7 protein-coding genes and 1 pseudogene are annotated in these 13,502 nt (G+C 72.1%); 6 read left to right on the plus strand and 2 right to left on the minus strand.

Features of this window, described 5'->3' with window-relative positions; translation table 11 throughout:
• Window positions 1–47 precede the first annotated feature (47 nt).
• Entirely contained in the window at window positions 48–2,381 is a 2,334-nt protein-coding gene (gene treY, locus E4P39_RS13610) for a malto-oligosyltrehalose synthase (protein ID WP_135137128.1), read from the minus strand.
• A complete protein-coding gene (glgX, locus tag E4P39_RS13615; RefSeq protein WP_135137129.1) occupies window positions 2,378–4,504 on the minus strand; it encodes a glycogen debranching protein GlgX in 2,127 nt (708 codons plus the stop codon). The genes treY and glgX overlap by 4 nt, the downstream gene beginning before the upstream one ends.
• 421 nt (window positions 4,505–4,925) lie before the next feature.
• Between glgX and uvrB the strand changes: the two genes are divergently transcribed.
• The 6 genes and pseudogenes from uvrB to E4P39_RS13645 all read left to right on the plus strand — a co-directional run bounded on the left by uvrB (window position 4,926) and on the right by E4P39_RS13645 (window position 13,501).
• On the plus strand, window positions 4,926–7,040 hold the full coding sequence (uvrB, locus tag E4P39_RS13620; protein ID WP_135137130.1) for an excinuclease ABC subunit UvrB: 2,115 nt from the start codon (window positions 4,926–4,928) through the stop codon (window positions 7,038–7,040).
• An 18-nt stretch (window positions 7,041–7,058) separates the two neighbouring features.
• Window positions 7,059–7,417, plus strand: a pseudogene (locus E4P39_RS22955) (MmcQ/YjbR family DNA-binding protein).
• Between the two features lie 281 nt (window positions 7,418–7,698).
• A complete protein-coding gene (locus tag E4P39_RS13630) occupies window positions 7,699–8,784 on the plus strand; it encodes a TerC family protein (protein WP_135137131.1) in 1,086 nt (361 codons plus the stop codon).
• Between the two features lie 125 nt (window positions 8,785–8,909).
• The gene (locus E4P39_RS13635; RefSeq protein WP_135137132.1) at window positions 8,910–10,004 is read left to right on the plus strand and encodes a TerC family protein; all 1,095 of its coding nucleotides are present in this window, start codon (window positions 8,910–8,912) and stop codon (window positions 10,002–10,004) included.
• 52 nt (window positions 10,005–10,056) lie between these two features.
• Window positions 10,057–11,379 (plus strand): MFS transporter, encoded by a 1,323-nt coding sequence (locus tag E4P39_RS13640; RefSeq protein ID WP_209306530.1) that lies wholly within the window; start codon window positions 10,057–10,059, stop codon window positions 11,377–11,379.
• A 58-nt stretch (window positions 11,380–11,437) separates the two neighbouring features.
• A complete protein-coding gene (locus E4P39_RS13645; RefSeq protein WP_135137133.1) occupies window positions 11,438–13,501 on the plus strand; it encodes a S9 family peptidase in 2,064 nt (687 codons plus the stop codon).
• Window position 13,502 lies beyond the last annotated feature (1 nt).

Below are 13,502 nucleotides of genomic sequence, written 5' to 3' on the forward strand. Positions count from 1 at the left end.
GCCGGTCAACGCCCGCCTCGTGAGGCGGGCGTCGACCGAGCAGCGGTTCAGTCGCGGACGAGCAGGGCCACGGGCAGGCGGGTCAGCAGGACGTCGGCGGCGATGCCGGCGACGTCGGAGACGAACCGCGCGCCCGTGAGCAGGTCGCGCCAGGCGCCGTTCGGCAGCTGCAGCGCGGTGTCCCCCCAGCCGTCGCCGGCGAGCTTTGCCGGCAGCCGGGTGGCCACCGCGACGACGCCCCCGCGGTCGAAGGCGACCACGTGGTCGGCGCCCGAGCCGGTGACCGCCACGGGCTCGTACCCGGCGAACCACTCCGGGTGGTCCCGGCGCGCGCGCAGCACCCGGGAGACGACGAGCAGCTTGGCCGCGCCGGACTCGTCGACCGCCGGCACCTCGCCGGTGTCCAGCGAGGCCAGCAGCTTCCGGCGCAGCGCGTAGTCGACCGGCCGGCGGTTGTCGGGGTCGACCAGCGAGAAGTCCCAGAGCTCCGTGCCCTGGTAGACGTCCGGGACGCCGGGCATCGTCAGCTGCAGCAGCTTCTGCGACATCGAGTTCGACCAGCCCAGCGGCGCGATGCGCGCGACGAACGCGTCGATCTCCGCGGCGGTCGCCGGGTCGTCGAACGCGGCGTCCACGAGTGCGTGCAGCTGCTCCTCGAACGCCTCGTTCTGGTTCGTCCAGGTGGTGGACGTCCCGGCCTCCCGCGCTGCCTTCTCCACGTAGGCGTGCGCCCGCTCGCGGGACAGCGGCCACGCGCCGACCAGGTTCTGCCACACGAGATGGGCCAGCGGGCGGTCGCCCAGCGGGTGCCGGGCCAGGAGCCCGCGCACCAGCGCCGCCCACTCGCTCGGCAGCTCGGCGAGGACGGCGAGGCGGGCCCGCACGTCCTCGCTGCGCTTGGTGTCGTGCGTGGAGAGCGTCGTCATCGACTCGGGCCGGCGCTCGGCCCGGCGGACCTGCGCCTCGTGGAACTCCGCCACGGTGCTGCCGAACTCCGCGGGGTCGCCGCCCACCTCGTTGAGCGCCACGAAGCGTGCCCACCGGTAGTAGGCGCTGTCCTCGACACCCTTGGCCATGACCGGGCCACTGGTCTGCTCGAACCGGGTGGCCGCCTCGGTGCCGGCCTGCGACAGCACGGGGTGCAGCGCGTCGAGCGCCGGCGTCAGGTCGGGGCGGCGCTCCCGCACCGCGGCGACGGTCGCGTCGAGGTGCTCGCGGCCGTCGGGCAGGTAGCTGCGGTACACGGGGAAGCTCGCCAGCAGTTCGGCGAGGGCCTCGGTCTGCTTCGCGGGATCGATGCCGGGCAGCTCGCCGATCACCCGGACCAGCCGGGCGACCTCGGAGCCGAGGATGCCGTCGGTGACCTCGCGCTTGCAGCCGTGCACCAGCTCCGCGTAGTCGACCGCCCGGCCCGCGAGCTCGGTGTCCAGCGCGGTGAGCGCCGCCTCGCCGGCGGGATCGACGAGGACGTCGTCCACCTCGGCGAGGGCGTCGTAGCCGGTGGTGCCGGCGGTCGCCCACGAGTCCGGCAGGTCCTCGCCGGGCTCCAGGATCTTCTCCACCACGGTCCACCGGTTGCCCGACGCCTCGGCCAGGCGGTCCAGGTAGCCCTTCGGATCGGCCAGCCCGTCGGGGTGGTCGATCCGCAGCCCGTCGACGGCACCGTCATGGACCAGCCGCAGGACGAGCTCGTGCGTCGCGTCGAAGATCGCCGGGTCCTCGACGCGCAGCCCGGCCAGGGTGTTGATGGCGAAGAACCGGCGGTAGTTCAGGTCGGAGTCGGCGCGGCGCCAGTCGACCAGCTCGTAGTGCTGCCGGGCGTGCACCTCCTGCGCGGTTCCGCTTCCGGTGCCCGGCGCGAGCGGGAACCGGTTGTCGTAGTACCGGAGCTCGCCGTCGACCACCTCGAGCTTCTCGACGTCGTCGGCCGAGCCCAGCACGGGCAGGCGCACCTTGCCGCCGCCGAACTCCCAGTCGATGTCGAACGCCGACGCGTGCGCGGAGTCGCGCCCGTGCTGCAGGACGTCCCACCACCACGGCGAGGCCACGGGGTCGGCGACGCCCATGTGGTTGGGCACCAGGTCGAGGACGAGCCCCAGCCCCTGCTCGTGCAGGGACGCGACGAACCGGTCGAAGCCGGCCTGCCCGCCGCGCGCCTCGTCGATGTGCGCGTGGTCGACGGTGTCGTAGCCGTGGTTGCTGCCCTCCGCCGAGCGCAGCAGGGGAGAGGAGTAGGCGTGCGTCACCCCCAGGTCGGCCAGGTAGCCGGCCACGCCGGCGGCGTCCTGCAGGCGGAACCCGGCGTGCACCTGCAGGCGGTAGGTCGAGGCCGGGACGCCCCGGCGGCGCTCGCCGCCGGGGACGTTGATCGGTCCGGTCATGCGGCGCCGGCCTCCACCGCGGGAGCGTGCAGCACCACGACGGCCCGGCCCTGCACCGTCACGGTGGCGCCGGGCTTCACCTCGACCGGCTCGACCTCGTCCATCTCGGCGGTGTCGAGCACCGTCGTCCAGGTGGAGGCGTAGTCGTCGCTGGGCAGGGCGAAGTCGATCGGCTCGTGCGAGGCGTTGAAAGCCAGGTAGAAGTGGTCGTCGACGACCTCCTCGCCCCGCTCGTCGGTGCTCCGGATCCCGTGCCCGTTGAGGTAGACGGCCAGGGACTTCGCGTAACCGGCGTCCCAGTCGTGGTCGGTCATCTGCTCGCCGGCCGGCGTCAGCCAGTCGATGTCGGGCACCGGGTCGCCGTGGCCGCGGCGGATCGGCCGGCCGTGGAAGAACCGGCGGCGCCGGAACGTCGGGTGGTCGGTGCGCAGCTTGGTGACCTTCTTGGTGAACTCGAGCAGGCCCTCGTCGACCTTCGCCCAGTCGATCCAGGTCAGCTCGGAGTCCTGGCAGTAGCCGTTGTTGTTGCCGCCCTGGCTGCGGCCGAGCTCGTCGCCGTGCAGGAGCATCGGCACGCCCTGGCTCAGCATCAGCGTGGCGATGAAGTTGCGCCGCTGCTGCGCGCGGAGCTGGAGGATCGCGGGGTCGTCGGTCTCGCCCTCGACCCCGCCGTTCCAGCTGCGGTTGTGGCTCTCGCCGTCGTTGTTGCCCTCGCCGTTGGCCTCGTTGTGCTTCTCGTTGTAGGAGACGAGGTCGTTCAGGGTGAAGCCGTCGTGGGCGGTGACGAAGTTGATGCTCGCGACCGGGCGCCGTCCGGAGTGCTGGTAGAGGTCGGCCGAACCGGTGATCCGGCTGGCGAACTCGCCGATGGTGGCGTCCTCGCCCCGCCAGAAGTCCCGGACGGTGTCGCGGTACTTGCCGTTCCACTCCGTCCACAGGGCCGGGAAGTTGCCGACCTGGTAGCCGCCCTCGCCGACGTCCCAGGGCTCGGCGATGAGCTTGACCTGGCTGACGACCGGGTCCTGGTGCACAAGGTCGAAGAACGCGGCCAGCCGGTCGACGGCGTGCAGCTCGCGGGCCAGGGTGGAGGCCAGGTCGAAACGGAAGCCGTCGACGTGCATCTCGGTCACCCAGTAGCGCAGCGAGTCCATGATCAGCTGGAGCGACTGCGGCGTCCGGACGTTGAGGGTGTTCCCCGTGCCGGTGTAGTCCATGTAGAACTGCTTGTCGTTCTCGACCAGCCGGTAGTACGTCCGGTTGTCGATGCCCTTGAACGACAGCGTGGGGCCGAGGTGGTTGCCCTCGGCGGTGTGGTTGTAGACGACGTCGAGGATGACCTCGATGCCCGCCTCGTGCAGGGCCCGGACCATGCCCTTGAACTCCTGGACGTGCTGCCCGGCGGTGGTGTCGCTGGCGTACTCGTCGTGCGGCGCGAAGAAGCCGATCGTGTTGTAGCCCCAGTAGTTCCGCAGGCCCTTCTGCTGGAGGGTGTCGTCCTGCACGAACTGGTGCACCGGCATGAGCTCGATGGCGGTGATGCCGAGATCGGTGAGGTACTCGATGACCGCCGGGTGGGCCACGCCGGCGTAGGTACCGCGCAGCTCCTCGGGGATCCGCGGATTGGTCATCGTCAGGCCCTTGACGTGGGCCTCGTAGATCACCGTCTTGTGGTACGGGGTCTTCGGCGGGCGGTCGACGCCCCAGTCGAAGTACGGGTTGACGACGACGGACTTCGGCATGTGCGCCGCCGAGTCGGCGTCGTTGCGCTTCTTGGTCTTGAAGTCGTAGCCGAACACCGAAGGGTTCCAGTCGATCTGCCCGTCGATGGCCTTGGCGTAGGGGTCGAGCAGCAGCTTGTTCGGGTTGCACCGGTGGCCCTGGCCGGGGTCGTAGGGGCCGTGCACCCGGAAGCCGTACTTCTGGCCGGGATGGATGCCGGGCAGGAAGGCGTGCCAGACGTAGCCGTCCATCTCGGGGAGTTGGATGCGCTCCTCGTTCCCCGCGTCGTCGAAGAGGCAAAGTTCGACCTTCTCGGCCACCTCGCTGAAGATCGCGAAATTCGTGCCGGTGCCGTCGTAGGTGGCTCCGAGGGGGTAGGCGGCGCCGGGCCATACCTGGGTCATCTGCGGTGTTCCTTCTGCGGTGGGCCCCTCCGGGGACGGAGGGGCCGGTGGCCTCCCGCGCACGTTCGGCGGGGGTCGGGGTGCGGCGACGGTGCTCCGGTGCCCGCGTCCATGCTTCCGCACACCTGATACCGGTGTGAGACCGCACTCCCGTCCGGAGGGAATGACGGGACGACGACGCCCCCCGCGGCGGGGCCGCGGGGGGCGTCGGACGCAGGGGCGGACGGGTCCGACCTCGCCCAAGGAGATCTCCCCGGGTGGCGCTGGACCCGGCCGCGGATCGCGCTCCTGCGTCCAGGCACGCTAGGGGTCACCGGAACGGAGGACAAGAGGCGATCCCGTCCCGCGGGAACGCCGCAGCGGCAGCCGTCCGCAGCTCGCACCGCGCCGTTCTGTCGGACCCTCGTCGTACCGTCGTCCCGTGCGCGCGACCACCGACCTCAGGCCCACCAAGGGACGCTTCGAAGTCATCAGCGAGTTCGAGCCCGCGGGGGACCAGCCGGCGGCGATCACGGCGCTGGCCGAGCGGGTGAACGCGGGGGAGACCGACGTCGTCCTGCTGGGCGCGACGGGCACCGGCAAGTCGGCGACGACGGCCTGGCTGATCGAGCAGGTGCAGCGGCCCACGCTGGTCATGGCCCCGAACAAGACCCTCGCCGCGCAGCTGGCCAACGAGTTCAAGGAACTGCTGCCGAACAACGCGGTCGAGTACTTCGTCTCCTACTACGACTACTACCAGCCCGAGGCCTACGTCCCGCAGACGGACACCTACATCGAGAAGGACTCCTCGGTCAACGACGAGGTGGAGCGGCTCCGCCACTCCGCCACGCACAACCTGCTCACCCGGCGGGACGTGGTCGTCGTCGCGTCGGTGTCGTGCATCTACGGCCTCGGGACGCCGCAGGAGTACGTGGACCGGGCGCTGAAGGTGCGGGTGGGGGAGTCCCGCGAGCGGGAGGACCTGCTGCGGACGCTGGTCACCGAGCAGTACACCCGCAACGACCTCTCCTTCACCCGCGGCACGTTCCGGGTGCGCGGGGACACGATCGAGGTCTTCCCGGTCTACGAGGAGCTCGCGGTCCGGATCGAGATGTTCGGCGACGAGATCGAGCGGCTCTACTACCTGCACCCGCTCACCGGCGAGGTCGTGCGGGAGGTCGAGGAGCTCTTCGTCTTCCCGGCGACGCACTACGTGGCCGGGCCCGACCGCATGGAGCGAGCCATCCGCGGGATCGAGGCGGAGCTGGAGCAACGGCTCGCCGAGCTGGAGCGGCAGGGCAAGCTGCTGGAGGCCCAGCGGCTGCGCATGCGCACCACCTACGACATCGAGATGATGCGTCAGGTCGGGTTCTGCTCCGGGATCGAGAACTACTCCCGGCACATCGACGGCCGCGCGCCGGGCAGTGCCGGCGCCTGCCTCATCGACTACTTCCCCGACGACTTCCTGCTGGTCATCGACGAGTCGCACGTGACCGTGCCGCAGATCGGCGGCATGTACGAAGGCGACATGAGCCGCAAGCGCACCCTGGTCGAGCACGGCTTCCGGCTGCCGTCGGCGATGGACAACCGCCCGCTGAAGTGGGAGGAGTTCACCGACCGGATCAAGCAGACCGTGTACCTGTCGGCCACCCCGGGTCCCTACGAGCTGGGTCGCACCGGCGGCGAGTTCGTCGAGCAGGTCATCCGGCCGACGGGGCTGATCGACCCGGAGGTCGTGATCAAGCCGACCAAGGGCCAGATCGACGACCTCGTCCACGAGATCCGGCTGCGCACGGAGAAGGACGAGCGGGTCCTGGTCACCACCCTGACCAAGAAGATGGCCGAGGACCTCACCGACTACCTGCTCGAGCTCGGCATCAAGGTGCGCTACCTGCACTCCGAGGTGGACACCCTCCGCCGCGTGGAGCTGCTCCGCGAGCTGCGCCAGGGCGAGTACGACGTCCTGGTCGGGATCAACCTGCTGCGGGAGGGCCTCGATCTGCCGGAGGTGTCGCTGGTCGCGATCCTGGACGCCGACAAGGAGGGCTTCCTCCGGTCGGGCACCTCGCTCATCCAGACGATCGGCCGGGCGGCGCGCAACGTGTCCGGCCAGGTGCACATGTACGCGGACAAGATCACACCGTCGATGGCGCACGCGATCGAGGAGACCAACCGGCGCCGGGAGAAGCAGGTCGCGTACAACGCCGAGCGCGGCCTGGACCCCCAGCCGCTCCGGAAGAAGATCGTCGACATCCTCGACGGCATCTACCGCGAGGCGGAGGACTCCGAGACGGCCACGCTGGTCGGCGGCTCGGGGCGTCAGCAGTCCCGTGGCAAGGCTCCGGTCCCCGGCCTGTCCTCGAAGAAGGCCGGCAAGGCGGGCTCGATCGACGTGCAGGGCCTGCCGCGGAACGAGCTGGCCGACCTCATCGCGCAGATGAACGAGCAGATGCTCTCGGCTGCTCGGGAGCTCCAGTTCGAGGTCGCCGCGCGGCTGCGCGACGAGCTGTCCGAGCTGAAGAAGGAACTCCGCCAGTTCGACGCGGCGCACGCCTGAGCGCGGGGCACGACCGCGATGGATCGGGACCAGCTGGTCGCCTACTGCCTCGGCAAGCCGGGCGCCGAGGAGACCTATCCCTGGGGTGAGGGGGAGCTGGTCGCGAAGGTGGGCGGCAAGGGGTTCGCCTTCATCGGCCTGGACGGCGGCCGGTCAGCGTGAAGTGCGGCCGCGACGCCGCCGAGGCGGCCGAGTGGCTGGACCGCTACCCGAAGGCCGTCACCACGAGCCACTACGTCGGACGGTACGGCTGGAACACCGTCGACTGGACCGGCCCGGTGCCCGACGACGACGTCCGCGAGCTGGTGGACGCCTCCTACGACGCCGCGGTCGCCGCGCTGCCCAAGAGCCGCCGTCCGCAGGGCCCGCCGGGCTGACCGCGGCCGGCCGGGTCTGCCGGAGTCGTTCCGGCGTCCGGCGGTGTGAGCGGCGCAACCCGGCCACCCGGTATCGGAAGCAACAGCGCACCGGGTACGTTGCACCGGACGGATCCGACCTGCGCAGTGCGCAGCCGGGTTCGTTCGTGGAGGGGAGTATCCCTGCGCGGCGGAGTCGTCAATACGAGGTCCCACGACCTCCGGCCCCGCCGGTCGCCCGTTTCCGGGCGGCGGGAGAGACCTCCGGTCACTGACGCAAGCCAGTCTCCGGAGGTAGTTGCATGGACGTCCCCTTCTGGGCGTGGGCTCTCACGATCACCGCGATCGTCGGGATGCTGCTCGTCGATTTCCTCGGCCACGTGCGCAGACCGCACGCGCCGTCCCTGCGCGAATCGGCCGTCTGGTCGGCGCTCTACGTGGGCATCGCGGTCGCGTTCGGCCTGCTGATCCTCTGGTTCTACGGGCCCGAATACGGCGGCGAGTACTTCGCCGGCTACATCACCGAGAAGAGCCTCTCGGTGGACAACCTCTTCGTCTTCGTGCTGATCATGGCCGGCTTCGGGGTGCCCCGGCAGCTGCAGCAGAAGGTGCTGCTCTTCGGGATCACGTTCGCGCTCGTGCTGCGGACGATCTTCATCCTGGTCGGCGCCGCGGCCATCGAGAACTTCAGCTGGGTCTTCTACCTCTTCGGCGCGATCCTCCTGTCCACCGCCTGGGCGCAGGCGCGCAGCGGTGGGCACAGCGGCGACGAGGACTACCAGGAGAACGCCGTCCTGCGGTTGACCCGCAGGGTCCTGCCGACGACGCAGGAGTACCACTCCGACCGCATGACCGTCCGCCTCGGCGGGCGCCGGTTCATCACGCCGCTCGCCGTCGCCCTGATCGCGATCGGCACGGCCGACGTGATCTTCGCCGTCGACTCGATCCCGGCGATCTTCGGCCTGACCCAGGAGACCTACCTGGTCTTCGCGGCCAACGCGTTCTCGCTGCTGGGGCTGCGTCAGCTGTTCTTCCTCATCGACGGCCTGCTCGACCGGCTCGTCTACCTGGCCTACGGGCTGGCCGTGATCCTCGGCTTCATCGGCGCGAAGCTGGTCATCCACGCCCTGCACACCAACGAGCTGCCCTTCGTCAACGGCGGGCAGCACGTGACGGGCATCCCGGAGATCCCGACCTGGCTCTCGCTGGCCGTCATCCTCGGCACGCTGCTGATCACCACGGTGGCCAGCCTGGCGAAGAGCCGCCGGGACCGTGCGGGCCACTCGCCCGCGGCCCCGGGCGACCTCCAGGCCGACCCTGTCCACCCGTCCACGACCGCTCCGACGACGATGTCGGCCGAACCCGTCGGGGCGCCCTCGTCCCGCTGATCCACGGGCTGCCGGCGCCGGTTCCGCGCCGGTGCCGGCAGCCCGCGCACCACCGCAGCACCCCATCCATCCACCGGCTCTCGGCCCCGAGCGGGACCAGGGCACCGCCCGTAAAGTGAGGCTCCGTGGAGCTCCCCGTCTGGTTCGAGATCGCGACGTTCGTAGGGCTCACGCTCCTGCTGCTCGCCGACCTCGCCCTCGTCGTCCGCCGCCCGCACGAGCCCTCCATGAAGGAGGCGGGCCTGTGGGTCGGCTTCTACGTGAGCCTGGCGCTGATCTTCGGGCTGGTGATCCTCGCGGTCACCAACGCGCAGTTCGCGACGGAGTTCTACGCCGGCTGGCTGACCGAGTACAGCCTGTCGGTGGACAACCTCTTCGTCTTCGTGATCATCATGGCGCGCTTCCGGGTGCCGCGGTACCTCCAGCAGGAGGCCCTGATGGTCGGCATCATCATCGCGCTGATCCTCCGCGGCATCTTCATCCTGGCCGGTGCGGCGCTGATCTCCCGCTTCACCTGGGTGTTCTACATCTTCGGCGCATTCCTCATCTACACCGCCATCAACCTCCTCAAGCACCGCGGGGAGGAGGACGACTTCGAGGAGAACGCGTTCATCCGGCGGATGCGCAAGATCCTTCCGATCTCCCAGGACTTCCACGGCGCCAAGATCCGGGTCACTGAGAACGGCAAGAAGCTGTGGACGCCGATGATCATCGTCTTCCTGGCGCTCGGGACGACGGACCTGATCTTCGCCCTCGACAGCATCCCGGCGATCTTCGGGCTGACCCGCGAGCCGTTCATCGTCTTCACGGCGAACGTCTTCGCACTGATGGGCCTGCGGCAGCTCTACTTCCTGCTCGGTGGCCTGCTCAAGCGGCTGGTCTACCTGTCGATCGGGCTCTCGGTCATCCTCGCCTTCATCGGCGTGAAGCTGATCATGGAGGCCTTGCACGAGAACACGCTGCCGTTCATCAACGGCGGCGAGCACATCGACGCCGTCCCGACCATCCCGATCTGGCTGTCGCTGAGCATCATCCTGGGCACGCTGGTGATCGCCACGGTGGCCAGCCTGGTGAAGACCAAGGGTCAGATGATCAGCGTGGACGAGCCGGTCGTGACGCCCGAGGAGGCGGAGAAGATCCCGTCCCGGGGGCCGGAGGCGCTGGCCGAGGCCGAGCCGCGGCTCGAGGACGAGACCGACGAGGAGCGCTCCCGGCGCTGACCCGGTGCCGGCGTCGGAACAGACCCCACCGGGCGGCGGTTGACCGCATCTCGTGGGCCCCTCCTCCGACGCCGGCCGCGTCGCCGCGCTCGTCGGGCTGCTGTTCGGCCTCGCCGGCATGGGCAGTGCGGCCGTCGCCGTCACCCTGCCCGAGATCGCGGCCGATCTCGGCCTGACGACCGGCGGCGCGTCCTGGGCGATCAGCCTCTACGCCCTGATGCTGGCGGTCGCGACCGCCGTCTACGGCCGGGTCGCCGACCTCGCCGGGATCCGGCTGCCGCTGCTCGTCGGCGTCGGGCTGATGACCGGCGGGGCGGTGCTCGGTGCGTTCGCCCCGTCGTTCGAGGTCCTGCTCGGCGCCCGGCTGCTGCAGGGGCTCGGTGCCGCCGCCGTGCCCACGCTCGGCATGGCCATCGTGAGCGCCCGGTACGAGGGGACCGTCCGCACCTCGGCGCTGGGCCGGGTCGCCGGCATGGCCGCCGCGGTCAGCGCGCTGGGCCCCCTGGCCGGCGGGCTCGTCGCCGACCTCGTCGGCTGGCGGGCGGTCGTCGCCCTGCCGGCCCTCGGGCTCATGGTCGTCCCGGCGCTGTGGCGAGCGGTCCCGTCGCAGGGCACCGGGGCGCGCCTGGACGTCCTCGGCGCGGTGCTGGTCGCCGGCACGGCCGCCGGGCTGGTGCTGCTCGTCCAGTCACCGGCCGGGGGAGCCGCCGTCGCCACCGCGGGCGCCGTCCTGCTGGGCCTGGGCGTCCCCGCCGTCGCGGCCCGCGTCCGGCGCCGGCCGGAGGGGTTCCTGCCGACGGCGGTTCTCCACGAGCCGGTCGTCGTGCGCAGCGCCCTCGCGGCATCCGCGGTCCCGGCGGCCTGGTTCGCCCTGCTCATCGCCGTCCCCGCGGTGCTCGCCGCCGAAGGGTGGACGCCGCTGCAGGTCGGGCTGGCGCTGGTCCCGAGCGCGGTCACCGGCTTCCTCGCGCCGCGGCTGGCCGGGCCGCTGCTGGCCCGGCTCCGGCCGGCCCGGTCGCTCGTCGCCTCCGGGATCACCGCCGCCGTCGCGCTCGGCGTCGCCGCCCTCGGGGCAGCCGTCGGATCGGCCCCGGTCCTGGTCACCGCCGTCGTCCTGGTGACCTTCGCCTTCGGCCTGGGCCAGCCGGCGCTGATGGCGGCCGTCGGCGGGGCCGTGCCGCCCGACGTGCGGGGTGTCGCGCTCGGCATCGCCACGCTGGTGTTCCTCGTGGGCGGCGGCGTCGGGTCCGCCGTCGTCGGCGGGGTCGGGGAGGTGCTCGGCCTGGACCGCAGCCTGCTGCTCCTCGCGGCGCTGCCGCTCGCCGGCTGCCTGGCGCTCGTGGGCACGATCCGGGCGGAGCAGGTCGGGTCCTGACCCCGGCGGCGGATCCCCGGGAACCCGGGCGTCCACGGCCCGGATAGCGTCGCCCCTCATGCGGCCGAACGACCTCGAGCTCCTCCGGACGCCGGGAGTCCCGACCGTGTCGCCGGACGGCCGGATGGCCGTCGTGGCCGTCTCCCGCCTCGACCTCGACGCCGACGAGTACCGCAGCCAGCTGTGGGCGGTGCCCACCGACGGCTCGGCGCCGGCCCGGCCGATCACCTCCGGTGCCCGCGACACCGCGCCGGCCTTCTCGCCCGACGGCCGCTGGCTGGCCTACCTCGGGGCCGAGCCCGGCGGCCGGCCGCAGGTCCACCTGCTGCCCACGGCGGGCGGGCTCGCGCGCCGGTTGACCGGCCACCACCTCGGCGCCGGGACGCCGGTCTGGTCCCCGGACTCCCGCCGCCTCGCCTACACGGCCCGGGTGCCCGAGCCGGGCCGGTACGGCACGGTCGAGGGCGTCGGCCCCGCCGCCGAGCCGCCGCGGCTGATCACCACGCTGAAGTACCGGCTGGACGACGTCGGGTTCCTCGGCGACCGTCGCAGCCAGGTGTTCCTCCTCGACCTGCCCGCGGACTTCGAGGACGACACCGCCCCCCTTCCCGAGCCGGTCCAGGTCACCGCCGGGGACGCCGACGCCGAGGACGTGGCCTGGCGCCCGGACGGCAGCGAGCTGGCCTTCGTGTCGGCGCGGCACGAGCGGGCCGACCGCGATCTCGTCCGGGACGTGTACGTCGTCCGGACCGACGGATCCGGCCTGCGGCGCGTGACCGGGTCCCGCGGCGACTGCGCGCTGCCCGCCTTCACACCCGACGGGCGGACGCTCGTCGTCACGGCCGTGCCCGACCTCGGCCCCGACGGGCTCGACTTCGTCGCCCGGCAGGCGGTGCCCTGCCGCGTCGACGCCGTCGGCGGGCAGCTGGAGCCGCTGCTGGATCCCGCGCAGCACCACCGCGGGGACGAGACGCCGGCGACCGTCCTGGCCGACGGCGCCGTGCTCGCCGGGGTGCAGCGACGAGGCGCGGTGGAGCTGCTGCGGGTGCCGCTGGACGGCAGCGAGCCGGAGGCGCTGGTGGACGGCCCGTTCACGGTCCGGGGCTTCGCCGCCGCCGGGGGAGTGGTCGTCGCCTGCGTCGCCCACGACCGGTCCGCGGGGGAGCTGATCGCGATCACCCCGGGCCGCCGGCGGCTGCTCACGGCGTTCGGCCGCCCGCTGGGGGAGACCGACCGGGTGCACCGGACGGGGGAGCGCACGGCCACGGCACCCGACGGCTACCCGGTGCACGGCTGGGTGACCGTGCCGCCCGGCCCCGGGCCGCACCCCGTCCTGCTGACGGTGCACGGCGGCCCGTTCGCGCAGTACGGCTGGAGCCTCTTCGACGAGACGCAGGTCTACGTCTCGGCCGGGTACGCGGTCGTGCAGTGCAATCCGCGCGGTTCGTCGGGCTACGGGTCGGCGCACGGGCGGGTGATCCAGGGCGCGTGGGGCGAGCTCGACGCGGCCGACGTCCTCGCCTTCCTCGACGCGGCGCTCGACGACCCGGCCCTGGACGCCGGCCGGGTCGGGATCATGGGCGGCTCGTACGGCGGCTACCTGACGGCCCTGCTCCTCGGGCGGACGACCCGGTTCGCCGCGGCGATCAGCGAGCGCGCGTTCACCGACCCGGTCAGCTTCGTCGGGTCCTCCGACATCGGGTGGTGCTTCCCGGACGCGTACCTCGGCACGGACCCGGACCGGATCGCGGCCCAGAGTCCGATGGCCGCCGCGGGCGCGATCACCACGCCCACGATGGTGATCCACGCCGAGGAGGACTGGCGCTGCCCCGTCGAACAGGGCGCCCGGTTGTACGTCGAGCTCAAGCGCCGCGGCGTCCCGACGGAACTGCTGCTCTTCCCGGGGGAGGGGCACGAACTGTCCCGTTCCGGGCGGCCGCGCCACCGGATGGCCCGCTTCGAGCACATCCTGCGGTGGTGGGCGCGCTGGCTGCCCACCCCCGACAACCCCGGGCCGGGAGGCGCCGAGCTGCCCGCCGGGCCGGCCCTGGACGCGGAGGCGACCTTCCCGGAGCCTGCCGGCGCGGAACCGCTCTCCGTGCGCGCCACCCGGGTGGAGTGAG

The sequence above is a fragment of the Blastococcus sp. CT_GayMR19 genome, assembly GCF_004570385.1.
In the GTDB taxonomy this organism is placed as follows: Bacteria; Actinomycetota; Actinomycetes; order Mycobacteriales; family Geodermatophilaceae; genus Blastococcus_B.